Genomic DNA, 19,239 nt, shown 5'->3' with positions numbered 1-19,239 from the left:
CGCGTTTCCTGCAAAGGCCCGCCGAACGGCGGGCCTTTGTGTTTGTCCAACAGCTCGCACTATGCTCATTGCAATGCTGATGCGAGGGATTGGATGGCCGCTGTAATGGACGATCAAGGCAACGCCGTTTCCGAGTTGGAAGAACTGACCCTGGCCCTGCTGCACAGCCGGGCCGAGGTGGAGCGCCTGCGCGAGCGCGAGCAGCTGTTCAGCAGCCTGCTGGGCAGCGTCAACGCCGCGTTGTGGGCGTTCGACTGGGACGCGCAACGGGTGATCTACGTCAGCCCGGCCTACGAGCGCATCTTCGGCCGCTCCGCCGCGTTGCTGCTGGCCGACTACGGCGAGTGGCGCAACAGCATCTACCCCGACGACCTCGACTACGCCGCCGAAAGCCTGGCCAAGGTGCTGGAAACCGGCGCGGTGGAGTTTCGCGAGTACCGCATCATCCGCGCCGACGGCCAGCTGCGCTGGCTCAGCGACAAGTGCTTCGTCAGCCCGCGGCCCGGTTCGGCCCAGGGCAAGGTGATAGTCGGCATCGCCGAGGACATCACCGAGAAGAAACGCCTGGAGGGCGAGCTGCACCGCCTGGCCACCACCGACGTGCTGACCCAGAGCAGCAACCGTCGGCATTTCTTCGAGTGCGCCCGCCGCGAGTTCGAGCATGCGCGGCAGTACGGCAGCCCGCTGGCCTTCCTCCTGCTCGACCTCGACGACTTCAAGAAGATCAACGACCAGTACGGCCACCAGCTCGGCGACCAGGTGCTGCAGCGCCTGGCCCAGTGCGGCGCCAACGCGCTGCGTCGCGGCGACCTGTTCGGCCGCATCGGCGGCGAGGAGTTCGCCGCGCTGTTCCCCGGCTGCGAGCCGGATATCGCGCTGCAGGTGGCCGAGCGCCTGCAGCGCGAGGTGCAGCGCCTGAACTTCCAGCACGACGGCGCCAGCTTCGGCATCACCGTCAGCCAGGGGCTGACCAGCCTGCGCGCCGCCGACGCCAACCTGGAGGCGCTGTACGCCCGTGCCGACGCGGCCATGTACCTGGCCAAGCGTCAGGGCAAGAACCAGATCGTGCTCGGCTGAGGCCTTGGCGATTTTCCGCCCGAGCGGCGCGTTGCATAAGCGGAAAATTGCCGGTCTGGCGCCGTCATCGAGCGCTCACGTCGCTGCAAGAAAGCGCTAACCTCCCGTTCTAGAGGTGTTGCGCGGTGCTCTGGAAGAGCTGGCACGCTATCTGCCTGAGCTCACGTCAAGATGCCGGCCCGGATGCCGGCGCACAATAACAACGACGCGAGAGCCCGCCCATGAGTCGTCCTGCCCGTTCCCGTCCGTTCGCCCCGTTGCGTCCGCCGTTGTCCCGTTGTTCCTGAGTTTGCCACGCACCCGCGTCAGCGAGGGCCCTGCCGTGCCCGCGCGCGCCTGCGTTCGCCTGATTCGTCCCGGGCCTGCCTCTTCGTGCCGAAGTCGGTGTTCGGGCGATGCGTCACCTTAAACACACTGGAGAGAAACATAATGAGAAAGACCTCCCTGGCACTGGCCGTAGCCGCCAGCACCCTGGGCCTGAGCCAAGTGGCCTCTGCCGATCTGATCGGCGACAGCAAGGTCAGCCTGGAAGCCCGTAACTTCTACTTCAATCGTGACTTCCGCGAAGGTGTCGGTCAGGCCAAGCAGGAAGAATGGGCGCAGGGCTTTATCCTGCGCATGAACTCCGGCTTCACCGAAGGCACCGTGGGCTTCGGCGCCGACGCCATCGGCATGTTCGGCTTCAAGCTGGACTCCGGCGACGGTACCGCCGGCAGCGGCCTGCTGGTTCCGGATCGTTCCTCGGGCGGTTCGCAGGACAACTACTCCGGCCTGGCCGTCGCCGCCAAGGCCAAGCTGTCCAACAGCACCCTGCGCGTCGGCCAGATGCAGTTCAAGAACGCCGCCATCGCCTCCAGCGACAGCCGCCTGCTGCCGCAGGTGTTCCGTGGCGGTCACCTGGTGTCCCAGGAGATCGACGGTCTGAGCCTCGAGGCCGGTTACCTGGACGAGGTCAACAACCGCAACTCTAACGACTACGAGGACATGGTTCTCAACTCGTACAGCTTCAGCGGCATCAACATCACCGGGGGCAACCAGAGCAACGAGTTCGTCTTCGCGGGCGGTAACTACAAGCTCACCGACAGCCTGACCGGCGGCTACTACTACAGCAACCTGGAAGACCTGTACAAACAGCACTCCTTCAACCTGGTGCATGTACTGCCGCTGGCCGACAAGCAGAGCCTGAAGACCGACGTCCGCTACGCCCGCTCCACCGACGACGGGCGCAGCAACGTCGACAACAAGGCCTTCGGCACCATGGTCACCTACGCGCTGGACGGCCACAGCTTCGGTCTGGGTTACCAGAAGATGAGCGGCGACACCGGCTTCGCCTACGTTGGCGGTACCGATCCGTTCCTGGTCAACTACGTGCAGATCGGCAACTTCGCCGCCAAGGACGAGCAGTCCTGGCAGGCGCGTTACGACTTCAACTTCGCCTCCATCGGCATCCCGGGTCTGACCTTTATGACCCGCTACCTGACCGGCGACAACATCGACCGCGGCAACGGCGTTTCCGAAGGCCGCGAGTGGGAGCGCAATACCGATATCGCCTATGTGTTCCAGGACGGCGCGCTGAAGAACCTCGGCGTGCGCTGGCGCAACGCGACCATGCGCAACAACTTCGGTCGCGACATCGACGAGAACCGTCTGATCGTCAGCTACACCCTGCCGCTGATGTAATCAGCCGGCAGATCCTCGGGAGGCTCCACGGCCTGTCGTCCCGAGCGCGGTAACAACAATGCCCGCACCCTTCCGGATGCGGGCATTTTTTATGTGCGCGCGTTGGGCTTAACGGGCGTCGTCGGCGCTGGCCGCGAGCGGGCCGGCGGAGGCGGCGAGAATGGCGCTGGCCAGCGCCATATCGTCGGCGCCCTGCAGCTCGGGGTTTTCACTGCGCAGGCGCTGCAGCGCCGCCTCCAGGTGCGGGCCGCGGATCTCGCCGGCACTGGCGACGAAGCTGCTGGCGTCTTCCTCGGCGGCGACGACCAGCTTCTTGTCCTTGAAGGTCAGGTAGGTGGAGGCGGTGGTCGCCCCGGAAGAAAGGATATCGCGCAGCAGGCTGTCGGCTGCGGCGGTCTGGGCGATCAGGCAGGCGGCCAATGCCAGGGCTGCTCGGCTCGATACACGCATGGGGTGGTACTCCTGTGAATTGACTCGTTCATAGGAGTCGCGCGCGCCATGCGGGGTTCCTCTTACGCGATGGTCGGTCGCCATGGAGCAGACGGGCGCGGGGTCAAGCAGGCACAAGCTTACGCAGCACTCGAACTCCGCCAGCGTCCTGTCGTAACCCCACTATCCATTGGTAGCGGCGGCAGGTTTATGTAGGGTGCGCTGTGCGCACCGCTGGCACCCGGGGGGCGTGGTGCGCACGGCGCACCCTACGAACTGGAGTCGCCGAAGCGATAGCTCTGAGTCAGCACACCAGGCCCTCGCTCATGCGTCGCGTTCGACCCGCAGAATCACGCCATCCTGGGCCACCACCTTGACCGCGCTGCCGGCCGGCAGGTCGGGGCCGCTGACCAGCCACAGGCTGTCGCCGGCCTTGATCTTGCCGCGGCCGCCGATGATCGCCTCGTGCAGGGCGAAACGCCGGCCGAGCAGTTCGCTGCCGCGCTGGTTCAGCCCCGGCTGGTCGCTGGGGCGCGTGGCGCTGCGCTGGCGGCGCCACCAGAGCACGGCGGTGAGGATCGCCAGCAGGCCGAACAGGAAGAACTGCCAGACCCAGGGCAGCTCCGGAAACAGGTAGCTGAGCACGCCGACGCAGGCGGCGGCCAGGCCGATCCACAGCAGGTAGCCGCCGGCGCCGAAGACTTCGAGGATCAGCAGGACGGTGGCCAGCGCCAGCCAGTCCCAGAACGACAGGTGTTGCAGGTAATAGATCATGACGTCAGCCCTGTTTCGCGCCTGGGCCGCCGGCAGCGAAAGTGGCCTTGACGATTTCGCCGATGCCGCCGACCGCGCCGATCACCTGGCTGGCCTCCAGCGGCATCAGCACCACCTTGCTGTTGTCGGCCGCCGCCAGCTGGCCGAGCGCTTCGATGTACTTCTGCGCGACGAAGTAGTTGACCGCCTGCACGTTGCCGCTGGCGATGGCCTGGGACACCACGCGGGTCGCCTCGGCTTCGGCCTGGGCCGCCCGTTCGCGCGCCTCGGCCTCGAGGAAGGCGGCCTGGCGCTCGCCTTCGGCCCGCAGGATCTCGGCCTGCTTGTGGCCTTCGGCGGTGAGGATGGCGGCCGAGCGCGAGCCCTCGGCCTCGAGGATCTGCGCGCGCTTGAGGCGTTCGGCCTTCATCTGGCTGGCCATGGCTTCGACCAGGTCGGCCGGCGGGCTGATGTCCTTGATCTCGATGCGGGTGATCTTGATGCCCCAGGGCGCGGTGGCTTCGTCGACCGTCTTGAGCAGGCGCTCGTTGATCGCGTCGCGCTGGCTGAGCATGGCGTCCAGCTCCATGGAGCCGAGCACGGTGCGGATATTGGTCATCACCAGGTTGCGGATGGCGTGCTCCAGGTTGTTCACCTCGTAGGCGGCCTGGGCGGCGTTGATCACCTGGAAGAAGCACACCGCGTCGATCTGCACGATGGCGTTGTCGGCGCTGATCACTTCCTGCGGCGGGATGTCCAGCACGCTTTCCATGACGTTGAGCCTGCGGCCGATGCGGTCCATCACCGGCACTATGATGTTGAGCCCGGGCTTGAGCGTGGTGGTGTAGCGGCCGAAGCGCTCCACTGTCCACTCCGAGCCCTGCGGCACCACCTTGAAGCCCATGTAGACGATGGCCAGAGCCAGGCCGACGAACAGCAGCAGGACGCCACCGATTTCCATAAAGCGATCTCCCTCTTGCGTGCAGTTGACCGTTGCGACGTGACGAACGGCCTTGTCGGCATCTAAGCATAGCCGCTGGCCAATTGCCGCCGACCCCTTCTCAGTGCCCGGCGGCGACGGCACCGTCTAAATCGGGCTGTGATGCCGCGCTCAGGCCTTGCGCGCGGGCCAGGGCGGCGCTCAGCTGGGCGTCGCGGGCATAGATGTCGGGGGCGTAGCGCAGGCTGCCGTCGCTGCGCGCCTCCACTGTCCAGTAGGCGATCAGCAGCGCCGCGGGCTGCTGCAGGCGGTATTCCTCGGTCTTGCCGCTGGCGATGCGCCGCTGCACCGGCTCCAGCTCCTGCGGCCGGAGCAGCCAGGCCAGCAGGGTGCCCACCGCCTCGACGCGCACGCAGCCGGAGCTGAATACCCGCGGCGACTTGTCGAACAGGCGCTGGCTAGGGGTGTCGTGCAGGTACACCGCGAAGGGGTTGGCGAAGCGCAGCGCCACCCGGCCCAGCGGGTTGCGCGTGCCGGCGGCCTGGCGTAGGACGATGGCGCCGGGGTTGTCCCAGTCCACCAACTGCGGGTCGAGCGGCTGGCCGTCGCGATCGAGCACGCTGAGCTCCTGCTGCGCGAGGTAGCCGAGGTCGTCGCGGATCGCCGGCAGCTTGTCCTCGCGCAGGATGGTCGGCGGCACCGTCCAGGTCGGGTTGAGCGTCAGGCGCTGGATGCGCGAGGCCAGCAGCGGCGTCTCGCGACCGGCGCGGCCGACCTGGGTGCGGGTGCGCCACAGCACCCGTTGCCGGCGCAGCACCAGCAGCTCGGCGGCGGCGACGTTGATCAGCACCTCGGCCGCGGCCAGGTCGTCGGCCAGCCAGCGCAGGCGCTCCAGGTTGAGGCGCAGCTGGGCGCGGCGCATCGGCGCGGCGACGTTCAGTTCGGCCAGGCTGGCCGGGCCGAGGATGCCGTCGGGATTCAGCCCGTGGTCGTCCTGGAAGGCCTGCAGGGCCAGCACCGTGGCCGGGTCGAAGGCCTCGCCGGCAACCGTCGTCACGCGCAGGTAGCCCTCGGCGCGCAGGCGTTCGCGCAGCGCCGGCACCCGTGCATCGCGGCGCTGCGCCTTGAGCAGCGGGCCGTCGGCCAGGGGCTGCCAGTCGGCCAGCGGCCGCTGGCGCAATTCGGCGTAGGCGGTGCGCAGGCGGCGGTAGGCGATGCCGCCCGGGCGCGCCGCGGCGAAGGCCTCGGCCGGTGCCTGCAGGTGCAGCAGGGCGAGCGACAGGCTGGCCAGGCGCAGGTCCGGCCGCGGGCTGGCGGGCGAATGCCACAGGCTTTCCTGACGCGGCGGCGGCAGGCGCCCGCGCCGCAGATGGAGCAGCGCCTGCAGGTAGCTGTGGCTGTGCAGCAGCTCGCTGCACGGGCCGTCGTACGCGGGCAGGGCGTATTCGTCGGGCTCCAGGCCGTCGTCGGCGAGGGCGGCGAGCTGCGCCGCGAGCTGCTGGCGTCGGCTGGCGTCGGCCCATGCCGGCTGGTTCTCGCGCTGGGCGTAGAAGTCGCGCAGTAGCTGGCGCGCGTTATCGTCTAGATTTGTCGGTAAGGGTGCGCAGTGCTGCGGCAGCTGCTCCAGCAACGGGCGCAGGTCGGCGCTGGCGGCAGCATCCGTGGCGGCGACCAGTGGCAGGGTGAGCAGCAGGCCGCTCAGGTAAGATGCACGTTTTTTGAACAACATACTGCTCCAGTCCTTGGCTCAGAAAAGGCGCCACCCGGGTCGGCGCCGCGCGTCCAGTATAGGCGGGCCGACGTAGGATTTAGCGACAGGACGTCCCGGAGTCTGTGCTTCAGAGGTAATTACGCAGATGTTTGGACGTATTGGCCGATGCTGGCTGGCGGGTTTGTGGTTGCTCGGTGCGCCGTTGTGGGCGAGCGCGGCGCAGGATGGGCTGTTCGCCGACCTGGCGCGGCAGGCCCCCGGGCTCGAGCCGCAGGCGCTGCGCCACGCCCTGGCGGCCATGCAGTGCGCGGTCAACCACGGCGCCGGCGATGCCCGGCGCCTGGCGGTGATCGACTACTCGCGGCCGTCGACCGAGCGCCGCCTGTGGATCTTCGACCTGCAACGCAAGCGCCTGCTGCTGCGCGATTTCGTCGCCCATGGCCGGCGTTCCGGGGAGAACTTCGCCGAGGCCTTCTCCAACGAACTGGGCAGCCACCAGACCAGCCTCGGCCTGTTCCGCACCGCCGAGAGCTACCGCGGCAAGCACGGCTATTCGCTGCGCATGGACGGCCTGGAGCCCGGCCTCAACGACCTGGCGCGTGAGCGCGCCATCGTCATCCACGGCGCCGACTACGTGAACCCGCGCTGGGTGCAGCAGCATGGCCGCATCGGCCGCAGCCTGGGTTGCCCGGCGGTGCGCCGCGAGGTGGCGCGACTGGTGGTCGATCAGCTCAAGGGCGGCCAGTTCCTCTTCGCCTGGCACTCCGACCCGCGCTGGCTGGCGGGCTCGGCCTACCTGACGTGCAAGCCGCAGCAGATGGCGTCCTTGAGCCGCGCCGGCGAGGGGTAGGTTGGCGCTGAGCGCAGCGAAGCCCAACGGGGAGTGCGCAGCGCTCCGCCCGGCGTCCGTAAGGCGTCCACAAGGCGGCTATAGGTCGTTCACCAGCACCGCTGCCCAGCCCGGTTCCGGCGTCGTGCCGGCTATCGCTCGTTGGGCTTCGTCGCAGGCTCCTCAGCCCAACCTACGCCGCGTATAAGCGCAGCCCATGCACCGCAGATAGCAATATCGAGCCGCGGAGACGTAGGTTGGCGCTGAGCGCAGCGAAGCCCAACGGGGAGTGCGCAGCGCTCCGCCCGGCGTCCGTAACGTGTCCACAAGGCGGCTATAGGTCGTCCACCAGCACCGATGCCCAGCCCGGTTCCGGCGTCGTGCCGGCTATCGCCCGTTGGGCTTCGTCGCAGGCTCCTCAGCCCAACCTACGCCGCGCATTAGCGCAGGCCATGCGCCCGTTCAAGCCGCCGCAGATGGCGGTATCGAGCCGCCAGCCGAGCGCTCTGCCGCGGATGCGTCACTTCTGCTCGCTCTGCGGGGTCACCCGCAGCACTTCCTCGATGGTGGTCAGGCCGGCGGCGACCTTCTGCGCGCCGGACAGGCGCAGGCTGCGCATGCCCTCCTTGAACGCCGCGCGGCGCAGGGCGACAAGGTCGGTGTCGGCGGTGATCAGCGGCTTGATCGCATCGCCCAGCAGCATGATCTCGTACACCCCGGCGCGGCCGCGGTAGCCGGTGTCGCGGCATTCCAGGCAGCCCACGGCCTGCTGCGCGCCGGTCGGCAGCGGCGCGCTCCAGGGTTTGGTCAGGCTCTGCCAGCCGTCCTCGTCCAGTTGCAGCGGCGCCTTGCAGTGCGGGCACAGGGTGCGCACCAGGCGCTGGGCCATGACGCCGAGGATGGTGGCCTTCAGCAGGTAGTGCGGCACGCCCAGTTCGAGCAGGCGGGTGATGGCGCTGGGCGCGTCGTTGGTGTGCAGGGTCGACAGCACCAGGTGGCCGGTGAGCGCCGCCTGGATCGCCATTTCCGCGGTCTCCAGGTCGCGGATCTCGCCGACCATGATGATGTCCGGGTCCTGGCGCATCAGCGCGCGCACGCCGCTGGCGAAGGTCAGGTCGATATTGTGCTGCACCTGCATCTGGTTGAAGGCGCCCTCGATCATCTCGATCGGGTCCTCGATGGTGCAGACGTTGACCTCGGCGGTGGCCAGTTGCTTGAGCGTGGTGTACAGCGTGGTGGTCTTGCCCGAGCCGGTCGGCCCGGTGACCAGGATGATGCCGTTGGGCTGGCGGGTCATGCTCTCCCAGCGGCGCAGGTCGTCGGCGGAGAAGCCCAGCTGGTCCGGGCTCTTCAACAGCACCTCGGGGTCGAAGATACGCATCACCATCTTCTCGCCGAAGGCGGTGGGCAGGGTCGACAGGCGCAGCTCCACCTCGCCGCCGTCCGGGGTCTTGGTCTTGACCCGGCCGTCCTGCGGCTTGCGTTTCTCCGCCACGTTCATCCGGCCCAGGCTCTTCAGGCGGCTGACCACCGCCATGGTCACCTGCGGCGGGAACTGGTAGACGGTGTGCAGCACGCCGTCGATGCGAAAGCGCACGCTGCCCTGTTCGCGGCGCGGCTCGATATGGATATCGCTGGCGCGCTGCTGGAAGGCGTACTGGAACAGCCAGTCGACGATATTGACGATATGCGCGTCGTTGGCGTCCGGCTCCTGGTCCTGGGCGCCGAGGCTGAGCAGTTGCTCGAAGTTGCCGACGCCGCTGATCTTCTGATCCACCGAGGTGGCGCCGCTGACCGAGCGCGCCAGGCGGTAGAACTCCACGGTGAAACGCTGGATGTCCGCCGGGTTGGCCACCACCCGTTTGATCGGGCGCTTGAGCACGTGCACCAGATTGGCTTCCCAGCTGTGCACCAGCGGCTGGCTGCTGGCGACGGTCACGCTCTCGGCATCCACCGCCACGGCGAGAATCTTGTGCCGCTGGGCGAAGGCGTAGGACATCAGCGGGGTGATCGCCGGCACGTCGATCTTCAGCGGGTCGATGCGCAGGTAGGGCTGGCCGGCGAACTGCGCCAGCCAGACGGTGAGGCTCTCCAGGTCGAGCTTCTTGCCCGGGCGGCTGAGGTCGTCGACCTGCTGCGCGGCGAGAAACTCCAGCGGGTGCTGCTGGTGGTTCAGCGAACTGCGGCGGATCGCCAGGCACTGCTCGGCCGCGTCCTGATCGACCCGGCCCTGGGCGACCAGCTCGCGCAGCAGGTCGCCGAGATCCAGGACGCGGTCTTGGGCGGTGGTGGCGAAGGCGGACATGCAGGCTCCTCGGTGGTTCGGCTTGGTGCAAGCGTAGCTGTTGCGGGCGGTCTGGCGCTGACTCGGCTGCGTAGGGTGCGCTGTGCGCACCTTGCACCCGGATGCCCGCAGGTGCGCATGGCGCACCCTACGTTCACCGACCGCAGTGGGTGATGACGGAACGGAGCCCTAGGATGCCCGAAAAGCGTGGACGGGGCGAAGGCCCCGGCGTGACCCACTACCCAGTGCGCAACGCCGCCTGCTCCGGGCTGTGATCCAGCTGCCGCCAGTCGACCTGCCAGACGCACACCAGGCCGCGCAGTTTCTCCGCCAGCACCCCGGCGCGATGCAGCGACAGGCCGTGCAGCTGCAGTCGCACCTGCAGATCGCCGTCCTGGCGCTGCACCTGCAGCTGTTGCGGCAGCAACTGCAACTGGGCGAACAGGCCGAGCAGGCGACACAGCACCTCGGCCTCGGCCTCGGTGCGCAGGCGGTATTCGACGGCCGCCTCGGGACGATCCTGCCAGGGATCGCGGCGGCTGTGCGGAGCGGGGAAGGGCGTGGCGTCGGGCATGGCGGCATCTCGCGGTGGATTTGCTCCAGTTTCGCCCTTCGCGCGGCAAAAGTTCTGCCTGGTTTTCTGTGAAAACCCGGGTTTTGTGGATAGTCTTGCCGTTTACTGCCGTTATCGAGGAGTTTTTATGTCCGTCGCCTTGGATCTTTACGACCAGCGCATTCTCGCCCTGCTGCAGGAGGATGCCAGTCTCTCCACCGCCGAGATCGCCGAGCGCGTCGGCCTCTCGCAATCGCCCTGCTGGCGGCGCATCCAACGGCTCAAGGAGGAAGGGGTGATCCGCCGCCAGGTGACCCTGCTCGAGCGCAAGAAGGTCGGCCTGCACACCCAGGTGTTCGCCCAGGTCAAGCTCAACGCCCACGGCCGCTCCAACCTCACCGAGTTCGCCGAGGCCATGCGCGAGTTTCCCGAGGTGCTGGAGTGTCACGTGCTGATGGGCGCGGTGGACTTCATGCTGCGTATCGTCACCCGCGACATCGAGGCCTACGAGCGCTTCTTCTTCGAGAAGCTGTCGCTGGTGCCGGGCATCCAGGAGGTCAACTCCATCGTCGCCCTGTCGGAGATCAAGTCCACCACCAGCTTGCCGTTGGCTTAGGCGGCGCTGCGCGGCCGCCTGATCCGGGCGCCCGGAGGCGGCCCGGATGCGATCCGCGGCTTACTTCACCAGCGCCTTCCAGGGCTTCAGGCTTTGCAGGATCTGCGCCTGGCTGGCGCGCAGCTGGCGCTGCTCGTCGTCGAGCGGCTGCTGGGCCAGCAGCTGGAACTTGTTCAGCTCGCCGTACAGGCGGTCGACCTCGGCCACCTCGAGCACGCCGCGGGCCAGGCGCAGCCAGACCAGCAGGCGCTCCAGGCGCGGCAGCTGCTCGGCCAGGTCTTCCGGTTGCTGCTGGTAGCGGCGCAGTTGCAGCGCCGCGCCTTCCTCGGCGAGCAGGGTCGGCAGCCAGTTGCCCAGCGCCGCGCCGCCCTGGCGGTTGCCGCGGTTGTTGCGCGCGGCGGTCCAGCCGCGGTTCAGCAGCCAGTGCGACAGCTGCAGCGACAGCAGGCCCCAGCGGCAGCCGTCCAGCTCGGCGGCGAACAGCGCCGGGGCGTTGCGCCGCATGCTGTCGTCCAGCTGGCCGGCGGCCAGGCGCGGGCGCCAGTCGGCCAGCAGGGCGTCGAGCTGCTCGCGCAGTTCCCGCGAGCTGGCGCGCGGCGCGGCCTGGCCGAGGCTGGCGAGCAGCGCGCGCAGGTCGACCAGTTGCTGCAGCCAGTCCTGCAGCAGGCTCCAGTGTCCGTTGAAGCGGTATTGCTCGGCCAGGCGCTGGCTGGCGCCGAGCAGGTGCCAGGCGAGGGCGGCGAAGGCATCGTCCAGGGTCGTCTCGGCGCTCGGCTGCGGCGCCGGCAGGCTCAGGCTGTAGCTGCCGGCGTCGAACAGACGGTAGCCACGCTCGGCCTTGCTGATGTCGCAGGGCATCAGCGGCAGCTCGGCGGCCAGTTCGCAGGCCAGCTCCAGCAGCGCCGCCGGTTCGCCCTGGCGCAGTTCCAGCTCCAGCTCGCAGATTTCTTCCTCGCCCTCGCCGGCGATCACCTTGCCCAGGTCCAGAGCGGCCTCGATGACCACCTTGGCCTTGCCGCGGCCCCAGGCGATCTCGGCCTTCTCGCGCACGAAATCGGTGGTGAACAGCGGCTGCAGGGTCTTCTTGTCCAGCTCGGCCAGGCTGGCCGGCCAGCAGCTGTCGTCGAGCTTCTTCAGGTCCAGCTTGGGTTTGGTCAGGTACCAGTCCCATTCGTTGCGCTCGGACAGGCCGGCGACGCTCTGGCCGCGGCTCTTCAGGGTCTGGATATATTGCTCGCCGTCGCGGCGCAGGCGCAGCGCGACACGGGCCCCGGCCAGCTCGCGGGCCGGGGTGTCGTAGTACTGGTTGAACAACTCGGCGCGCTGCCAGCCGCTCTTGTTGCGCTTCTTCAGCAGCGGGTGTTCGCGCAGGGCGGCCAGGGTGGCACGGCTGGCGCGCAGTTTGATTTCGGTTTCTTTGACCATGGTCGGAAGCGAGGTGCCTTGTATGAAAATATGACAGTCCGATGACGCGCGCTGGCGATAGACGAAGGCGATCCCTATACTTGCCGCCTTCTCAAAACGGGGGCTTACCCTATGCCTATCAATCCCTTTGTCAGCCTGTTCGGTCGTTCACCCATCGGCCCCATGCAACAGCATATCGCCAAGGCCAATGAGTGCGCGGCGAACCTGGTGCCCTTCTTCGAGGCCGTGATGGCCGAGGACTGGGATCGGGTGGAACAGGTGCAACAGGAGATGTCCCGGCTCGAGCACGAGGCCGACAAGCTGAAGAAAAGCGTGCGCCTGCACCTGCCCAAGAGTCTGTTCCTGCCGGTGCCGCGCTCGGACCTGCTGGAGCTGCTCAGTGTACAGGACAAAGTCGCCAACCGTGCCAAGGACATCGCCGGGCTGATGCTCGGCCGCCAGATGGCCATTCCGCAGGCGCTGCAGCCGTTGATGCGCACCTACGTGCAGCGCAGCGTGGATGCCAGCGCCCAGGCGCTGAAGGCGATGAACGAGCTGGACGAGCTGCTGGAAACCGGCTTCGCCGGCCGCGAAGCGGTGCTGGTGGAGACCCTGATCGAGGAGCTGGGCGTGATCGAGCAGGACACCGATCGCCTGCAGATCGAGGTGCGCCGCAACCTGTTCAAGCTGGAGAAGGACCTTCCCCCGGTCGATGTGATGTTCCTCTATCAGATCATCGACTGGATCGGCGATGTCGCCGACCGCGCCCAACGTGTGGGCAACCGACTGGAACAACTGCTGGCGCGCTAAGCGCCAGTGTCCTTTCTGGGATCTACGGAAAACTAACTTATGTCTCTGATTGCGGACTACGGGCTGATTCTGCTCGTTCTTGCCTGCCTTTTCGGTTTTTTCATGGCCTGGGGTGTTGGGGCCAACGATGTAGCCAATGCCATGGGTACATCCGTTGGCTCGCGTGCACTGACGATCAAACAGGCGATCCTTATCGCCATGGTCTTCGAGTTCTGCGGCGCCTACCTGGCCGGCGGTGAAGTCACCGAAACCATCAAGAACGGCATCGTCGATGCTTCGCTGATCAGCCCCAACCTGATGGTGCTGGGCATGATGTCGGCGTTGCTGGCGGCCGGCAGCTGGCTGCTGGTGGCCTCGACCAAGGGCTGGCCGGTATCCACCACCCATACCATCGTCGGCGCGGTGATCGGCTTCGCCGCGGTCGGCGTGTCGGTGGATGCGGTGCACTGGGGCGGCGTCGGCCCCATCGTCGCCAGCTGGGTGGTCACCCCGCTGCTCGCCGGGATCATCTCCTTCGGCCTGTTCGTCAGCGTGCAGAAGCTGATCATCGACACCGACAACCCCTTCCTCAATGCCAAGCGCTACGTGCCGCTGTACATGTTCCTCACCGGTTTCATGATCTCGCTGATGACCATGACCAAGGGCCTCAAGCACGTCGGCCTGAACCTCTCCAGCAGTGAAGGCTTCATGCTTTCGCTGGGCATCGGCGCTGCCGTCATGCTGCTCGGCATCGCCCTGCTCAGCCGCATTCATGTCGACGCCGAAGCCGACAAGGCCTTCCACTTCGCCAGCGTGGAGAAGGTGTTCGCCGTGCTGATGATCTTCACCGCCTGCGCCATGGCCTTCGCCCACGGCTCCAACGACGTGGCCAACGCGGTCGGTCCGCTGGCGGCCATCGTCGGCGTGATCCAGAGTGGCGGCGACCTGGCCGCCGGCGAGAAGTCCCTGGTGCCGGGCTGGATTCTGCTGCTCGGCGCGGTGGGCATCGTGGTCGGCCTGGCCACCTACGGCTACAAGGTGATCGCCACCATCGGCAAGGAAATCACCGAGCTGACCCCCAGCCGCGGTTTCGCCGCCGAGCTGGCCGCCGCCACCACCGTGGTCAGCGCCTCCGGCCTGGGCCTGCCGGTGTCCACCACCCACACCCTGGTCGGCGCCATTCTCGGCGTCGGCCTGGCGCGCGGTATCGGTGCGCTGAACCTGGGCATGATCGGCAAGATCTTCCTGTCCTGGATCATCACCCTGCCGGTGGGTGCGGCGCTGTCGATCCTGTTCTTCTTTATCCTGCGCGGGCTGTTCGGCGGCGTCTGATCTTCCCATTAGGGCGCCTCTAAAAACGTAGGCGAGGCAGTCAGCGCAAGGCGAAAGCAGGCGAAGAAGCGCAGTTTACGAGCTGTAAATGAGCATTCTGAGCCTGCTTTCAACGCAGCGATGACAACGCAGGTAGTTTTTAGAGGTGCCCCTGGCTGGCGATGCCCCTATGATGGGGCACCGTCCCAGGAGAGCACCGATGCCGCTGCCGTCCTTCCAAGAGCAATTCGCCGCGCTGATCGCCGCGCCGTCGGTGAGCTGCACCCAGCCGCACTGGGATCAGAGCAACCGGCCGGTGATCGAGCTGCTCGCCGCCTGGCTCGGCGACCTCGGCTTCGCCTGCGAAACCCAGCAGATCGCCCCCGGCAAGTTCAACCTGCTGGCCAGCTACGGCAGCGGCCCCGGCGGCCTGGTGCTGGCCGGCCACAGCGACACCGTGCCGTTCGACGCCGCCCTGTGGCAGAGCGACCCGCTCAAGCTGACCGAGGTCGACGGACGCTGGGTCGGCCTCGGCAGTTGCGACATGAAGGGCTTCTTCGCCCTGGCCATCGAGGCCGTGCGGCCCTTGCTCGATCAGCCCTTCCAGCAACCGCTGCTGATTCTCGCCACCTGCGACGAAGAAAGCTCGATGGCCGGCGCCCGCGCCCTGGCCGAGGCCGGGCGGCCGCTAGGGCGCGCCGCGGTGATCGGCGAGCCGACCGGCCTCAAGCCCATCCGCCTGCACAAGGGGGTGATGATGGAGCGCATCGATATCCTCGGCCAGAGCGGCCATTCCTCCGACCCCAGTCTCGGCCATAGCGCGCTGGAGGCCATGCAGGACGTCATGGGCGAGCTGCGCGGCCTGCGCGCGCAGTGGCAGCGCGAGTTCAACAACCCGCAGTTCGGCGTGCCGCAACCGACCCTGAACCTCGGCTGCATCCATGGCGGCGACAACCCCAACCGCATCTGCGGCCAGTGCGCGCTGGAGTTCGACCTGCGCCCGCTGCCGGGGATGGACCCGGAGCAGCTGCGCGCGGCGATTCGCGGCAAGCTGCAACCGCTGGCGCTCAAGCACCAGGTGCGCATCGACTACGGCCCGCTGTTCCCGGCGGTGCCGCCGTTCGAGCAGGCCGCCGACGCCGAACTGGTACGTCTGGCCGAACGCCTCACCGGACACGCGGCGCAGGCGGTGGGGTTCGGCACCGAGGCGCCTTATCTGCAGCAGCTGGGCTGCGAGACCCTGGTGCTCGGCCCCGGCGACATCGACTGCGCGCACCAGCCCGGCGAGCACCTGGAACTGGCGCGGATCGAGCCGACCGTGCAGCTGCTGCGCCAACTGATCCAACACTATTGCCTGAGTCGGAGCGAAGACGTGCTGCGACGATGAGAGAAGCCTTCGAACCTGCCATGGCGGCTTGACCCGCCCCCTGTCTCGACGCTCACACGGATCTTTCATGCACGACTACGTCAACTGGTTACGCCACGCTTCGCCCTATATCAACGCCCACCGCGACTGCTCCTTCGTGGTCATGCTGCCTGGCGAGGGCATCGCCCACCCGAACTTCGCCAATATCGTCCACGACCTGGTGTTGCTGCACAGCCTCGGCGTGCGCCTGGTGCTGGTGCACGGCTCGCGCCCGCAGATCGAGGCGCGCCTGGCCGCCCGCGGGCTGACCCCGCACTATCACCGCGACCTGCGCATCACCGACGGGCCGACCCTGGAGTGCGTGATCGACGCCGTCGGCCAGCTGCGCATCGCCATCGAGGCGCGCCTGTCGATGGACATGGCCGCCTCGCCGATGCAGGGCTCGCGCCTGCGCCTGACCAGCGGCAACTTCGTCACCGCGCGGCCGATCGGCGTGCTCGACGGGGTGGATTACCACCACACCGGCGAGGTGCGCCGCATCGACCGCAAGGGCATCAACCGCCAACTCGACGAGCGCAGCATCGTGCTGCTGTCGCCGCTCGGTTACTCGCCCACCGGGGAAATCTTCAACCTGGCCTGCGAAGACGTCGCCACCCGCGCCGCCATCGACCTGGGGGCGGACAAGCTGCTGCTGTTCGGCGCCGAGGACGGCCTGCTCGACGAGCACGGCCAGCTGGTGCGCGAATTGCGCCCGCAGCAGGTGCCGGCGCACCTGGCGCGCCTGGGCAGCAACTACCAGGGCGAGCTGCTCGATGCCGCGGCCGAGGCCTGCCGTGGCGGCGTCAAGCGCAGCCATATCGTCAGCTACGCCACCGACGGCGCCCTGCTCAGCGAGCTGTTCACCCGCACCGGCAACGGCACCCTGGTGGCCCAGGAGCAGTTCGAGTCGTTGCGCGAGGCGACCATCGAGGATGTCGGCGGGCTGATCGAGCTGATCAGCCCGCTGGAGGAGCAGGGCATCCTGGTGCGCCGTTCGCGCGAGGTGCTGGAGCGCGAGATCGAGCAGTTCAGCGTCGTCGAGCGCGAGGGGCTGATCATCGCCTGCGCCGCGCTCTATCCGCTGGCCGACTCCGACTGCGGCGAGCTGGCCTGTTTGGCGGTCAACCCGGATTATCGCCACGGTGGCCGCGGCGACGAGCTGCTGGCGCGGATCGAGGCGCGGGCGCGGGCGCTGGGGCTCAAGACCCTGTTCGTGCTCACCACGCGTACCGCCCACTGGTTCCGCGAGCGCGGCTTCGAGCCGAGCAGCGTCGAACGCATGCCGGCGGCGCGCGCCTCGCTGTACAACTACCAGCGTAATTCCAAGGTGTTCGAGAAGACCTTGTAGAGGGGCGAATGCGCTGGGAAGGGCTTTAGCCGCGACCGGTAGCGCAGGTCGCGGCTAAAGCCCCTCCCACGATGCGTTCAGAACGTCAGGCGCTGTGCTGCTGCAGGCGCAGCTGCTCGAAGCCGTCGTCCCAGCCGGCCTCCCAGGCCGCGGCGGGAACTTCGTCGGGGTAGGGTTGGCGGTCTTTGGCCTGGCCGGTGAGACCGGCCATATAGCCTTGCTGGTAGGCCTTGGTCAGGCTCTCCAGGCTCCATTGCGGCGTGGCGTCGTCGGCCATGGGCGCTGCTCGTCTGCATCCGTTACCCGCCATGCTAGCCGCCCGGGCGCGCCGCGACGCGGCCGCCCATCCCGGCTTTTGCTCCGCTGGCGGCCTTTGTGATGCAGTCGACTATTTCTCGGCCGGGGTCACACCGCCAGCGCCAGGATGCTGGCCTGGTAGGCGGCGACGAAGGTATCGAAGTCGCCTTGCGGCTGGGCTTCCAGCTCGGCCTGTTCGGCCAGCGAGCGCTGCGCGCTCTGCTCGAAGGCGGCCTGTTGCTCGGCGTCGAGCGGCTGGCTGCGCAGGGTCTCGGCGTGGCGCCGGCTCTGCTGCAGGGCGAAGTCGGCGAAGCGGGTGCCCTGGCGCAGCGCCGCCAGCACCTGCGCCGAGGGCGTCAGGTCGGCGTCGGCGACCTTGGCCTGCTGCATCGCCAGGGCCTCGCCGTGCGCCGCGCCGCCCTGGCTGCGGTCGAGCAACTCGGCCAGCGGGCGGATCTTTTCGAGCAGCTCCGAGGCCCAGGTCTTCAGCTCCACCGGGCGGCCGTCGCGTTGCAGGTGCAGGCCGGGGCGACGGCCTTCCTTGACCACCTTGAGGAAGTTGTCGGTGCAGCTGCGGCATTCGCCGCCCTCCAGCAGCGGGCTGTCTTCCAGCGCGCAGAACAGCAGGAAGGCGTCGATAAAGCGCGCCTGGGCCAGGTCGAGGCCCAGCGGCAGGAAGGGGTTGATGTCCAGGCAGCGCACTTCCACGTACTGCACGCCGCGGCTCATCAGCGCCTGGATCGGCCGTTCGCCGCTGCGGGTCACGCGCTTGGGCCTGATGCTCGAGTAGTACTCGTTCTCGATCTGCAGGATATTGGTGTTCAGCTGCAGCCACTCGCCATTGCGTTGGGTGCCGGCCTCGACATAGGCCGGATAGGGCGTGGCCACGGCCAGACGCAGGCTGTCGGTGTAGCTGGCCAGGTCGTTGTAGCAGGGGGTCAGGCCGGACTGGGCGCTGCTCTGGTAGCCCAGATCGCTCATGCGCAGGCTGGTGGCATGGGGCAGGTAGAGGGTGTCGGCGTCCAGTTCCTGTAGTTGATGCGGGCGGCCGCGCATAAAGCCCTTGTCCAGCGCCGGCGAGGCACCGAACAGGTACATCAAGAGCCAGCTGTAGCGGCGGAAATTGCGGATCAGCGCGATATAGCGCGCCGATTGGTAGTCGCGCGCGCTCTGCGTGTCGCCTTCGGCCTGCTGTTGCAGCTGCCACAGGCCCTCGGGCAGGGAGAAGTTGTAGTGGATGCCGGCGATGCACTGCATGGTCTTGCCGTAGCGCAGCGCCAGGCCCTTGCGGTAGACGTACTTGAGCCGGCCGATATTGGAGCTGCCGTAGCGGGCGATGGGAATGCTTTCCTCGTCCGGCAGGGCGCAGGGCATCGACGGGCTCCACAGCAGCTCGTCGCCCAGCTTGGCGTAGGCGAAGCGGTGGATGCGTTCCAGCTCGTCGAGGGTGGCCGCCGGGTCGGTGGCGGTGCCGGTGATGAATTCCAGCAACGATTCGGAATAGTCGGTGGTGATCTGCGCATGGGTCAGCGCCGAGCCCAGCCCCTGCGGATGCGGGGTCAGGGCCAGCTGGCCGTCCTGGTCGATGCGCAGGCATTCGCGTTCGATGCCGTGCAGGCACTGGCCCAGCAGGGACAGGTGGGCCGGCTCGCCGAGCAGGGCCAGGCGGCGGGAGAGAAGGTCGCTCAAGATGCACTTCCTAACTGGGCAGTCGCCACAATATGGGGGGGGCAGCTGCAAGCTTCAAGCTCCAAGCGGCAAGCCGAAAGGAAAAGTCGCAGACGGATTGCTCGCGGGCGCAATTCGCCCGAGA

Annotated in this window: 17 protein-coding genes; 8 read left to right on the top strand and 9 right to left on the bottom strand. The window is 67.7% G+C overall.

Annotated features, from left to right (window positions below; translation table 11 throughout):
* The first annotated feature begins 105 nt into the window (after positions 1 to 105).
* Both ACIGKL_RS11925 and ACIGKL_RS11920 read left to right on the top strand, forming a co-directional pair.
* Positions 106 to 1,077: a GGDEF domain-containing protein gene (locus ACIGKL_RS11925; RefSeq protein ID WP_397486835.1), complete on the top strand. Its 972-nt coding sequence runs from the start codon at positions 106 to 108 to the stop codon at positions 1,075 to 1,077.
* A 429-nt stretch (positions 1,078 to 1,506) separates the two neighbouring features.
* Positions 1,507 to 2,757 carry an OprD family porin gene (locus ACIGKL_RS11920; RefSeq protein ID WP_397486834.1) on the top strand — a complete coding sequence of 417 codons (1,251 nt, stop codon included), beginning with the start codon at positions 1,507 to 1,509 and terminating at the stop codon, positions 2,755 to 2,757.
* A 108-nt stretch (positions 2,758 to 2,865) separates the two neighbouring features.
* On the opposite strand, the gene ACIGKL_RS11915 is transcribed toward ACIGKL_RS11920, so the two are convergent.
* From ACIGKL_RS11915 to ACIGKL_RS11900, 4 genes are all read right to left on the bottom strand, one after another.
* A complete protein-coding gene (locus ACIGKL_RS11915) occupies positions 2,866 to 3,207 on the bottom strand; it encodes a DUF2388 domain-containing protein (RefSeq protein WP_397486833.1) in 342 nt (113 codons plus the stop codon).
* A gap of 303 nt (positions 3,208 to 3,510) precedes the next feature.
* The gene (locus tag ACIGKL_RS11910) at positions 3,511 to 3,960 is read right to left on the bottom strand and encodes an NfeD family protein (protein ID WP_397486832.1); all 450 of its coding nucleotides are present in this window, start codon (positions 3,958 to 3,960) and stop codon (positions 3,511 to 3,513) included.
* A gap of 4 nt (positions 3,961 to 3,964) precedes the next feature.
* On the bottom strand, positions 3,965 to 4,900 hold the full coding sequence (locus tag ACIGKL_RS11905) for an SPFH domain-containing protein (protein WP_397486831.1): 936 nt from the start codon (positions 4,898 to 4,900) through the stop codon (positions 3,965 to 3,967).
* Positions 4,901 to 5,000: 100 nt separating this feature from the next.
* Positions 5,001 to 6,605: a murein L,D-transpeptidase gene (locus tag ACIGKL_RS11900; protein ID WP_397486864.1), complete on the bottom strand. Its 1,605-nt coding sequence runs from the start codon at positions 6,603 to 6,605 to the stop codon at positions 5,001 to 5,003.
* 130 nt (positions 6,606 to 6,735) lie between these two features.
* On the opposite strand from ACIGKL_RS11900, the gene ACIGKL_RS11895 reads away from it, so the two are divergent.
* Entirely contained in the window at positions 6,736 to 7,440 is a 705-nt protein-coding gene (locus ACIGKL_RS11895; protein ID WP_397486830.1) for a murein L,D-transpeptidase catalytic domain family protein, read from the top strand.
* 499 nt (positions 7,441 to 7,939) lie between these two features.
* Here ACIGKL_RS11895 and ACIGKL_RS11890 read toward each other — a convergent pair whose 3' ends face one another.
* Complete coding sequence (locus tag ACIGKL_RS11890) at positions 7,940 to 9,724, bottom strand: GspE/PulE family protein (RefSeq protein WP_397486829.1); 1,785 nt, start codon at positions 9,722 to 9,724, stop codon at positions 7,940 to 7,942.
* Positions 9,725 to 9,941: 217 nt separating this feature from the next.
* Complete coding sequence (locus ACIGKL_RS11885; RefSeq protein ID WP_397486828.1) at positions 9,942 to 10,277, bottom strand: hypothetical protein; 336 nt, start codon at positions 10,275 to 10,277, stop codon at positions 9,942 to 9,944.
* A gap of 127 nt (positions 10,278 to 10,404) precedes the next feature.
* On the opposite strand from ACIGKL_RS11885, the gene ACIGKL_RS11880 reads away from it, so the two are divergent.
* Entirely contained in the window at positions 10,405 to 10,872 is a 468-nt protein-coding gene (locus tag ACIGKL_RS11880) for an Lrp/AsnC family transcriptional regulator (protein WP_397486827.1), read from the top strand.
* Positions 10,873 to 10,932: 60 nt separating this feature from the next.
* Here ACIGKL_RS11880 and ACIGKL_RS11875 read toward each other — a convergent pair whose 3' ends face one another.
* Complete coding sequence (locus ACIGKL_RS11875) at positions 10,933 to 12,297, bottom strand: inorganic triphosphatase (protein ID WP_397486826.1); 1,365 nt, start codon at positions 12,295 to 12,297, stop codon at positions 10,933 to 10,935.
* Positions 12,298 to 12,408: 111 nt separating this feature from the next.
* Here ACIGKL_RS11875 and ACIGKL_RS11870 point away from each other — a divergent pair, with 111 nt between their 5' ends.
* The 4 genes from ACIGKL_RS11870 to argA all read left to right on the top strand — a co-directional run bounded on the left by ACIGKL_RS11870 (position 12,409) and on the right by argA (position 17,129).
* Positions 12,409 to 13,086 carry a TIGR00153 family protein gene (locus tag ACIGKL_RS11870; protein WP_031303132.1) on the top strand — a complete coding sequence of 226 codons (678 nt, stop codon included), beginning with the start codon at positions 12,409 to 12,411 and terminating at the stop codon, positions 13,084 to 13,086.
* A 39-nt stretch (positions 13,087 to 13,125) separates the two neighbouring features.
* Positions 13,126 to 14,397 (top strand): inorganic phosphate transporter, encoded by a 1,272-nt coding sequence (locus ACIGKL_RS11865; protein WP_397486825.1) that lies wholly within the window; start codon positions 13,126 to 13,128, stop codon positions 14,395 to 14,397.
* 199 nt (positions 14,398 to 14,596) lie between these two features.
* Entirely contained in the window at positions 14,597 to 15,763 is a 1,167-nt protein-coding gene (gene argE, locus ACIGKL_RS11860; RefSeq protein ID WP_397486824.1) for an acetylornithine deacetylase, read from the top strand.
* Between the two features lie 67 nt (positions 15,764 to 15,830).
* Positions 15,831 to 17,129: an amino-acid N-acetyltransferase gene (gene argA / locus ACIGKL_RS11855; protein WP_397486823.1), complete on the top strand. Its 1,299-nt coding sequence runs from the start codon at positions 15,831 to 15,833 to the stop codon at positions 17,127 to 17,129.
* Positions 17,130 to 17,214: 85 nt separating this feature from the next.
* Here the strand turns inward: argA and rmf are convergent, their stop codons facing one another.
* Entirely contained in the window at positions 17,215 to 17,406 is a 192-nt protein-coding gene (rmf, locus tag ACIGKL_RS11850; RefSeq protein ID WP_021444802.1) for a ribosome modulation factor, read from the bottom strand.
* Positions 17,407 to 17,534: 128 nt separating this feature from the next.
* On the bottom strand, positions 17,535 to 19,115 hold the full coding sequence (gshA, locus tag ACIGKL_RS11845) for a glutamate--cysteine ligase (RefSeq protein ID WP_397486822.1): 1,581 nt from the start codon (positions 19,113 to 19,115) through the stop codon (positions 17,535 to 17,537).
* Between the last annotated feature and the right edge of the window lie 124 nt (positions 19,116 to 19,239).

This window comes from Pseudomonas sp. NPDC077186, from assembly GCF_044543505.1.
Taxonomy (GTDB): domain Bacteria; phylum Pseudomonadota; class Gammaproteobacteria; order Pseudomonadales; family Pseudomonadaceae; genus Aquipseudomonas.
This window is presented reverse-complemented; position numbering and strand designations above follow the sequence as displayed.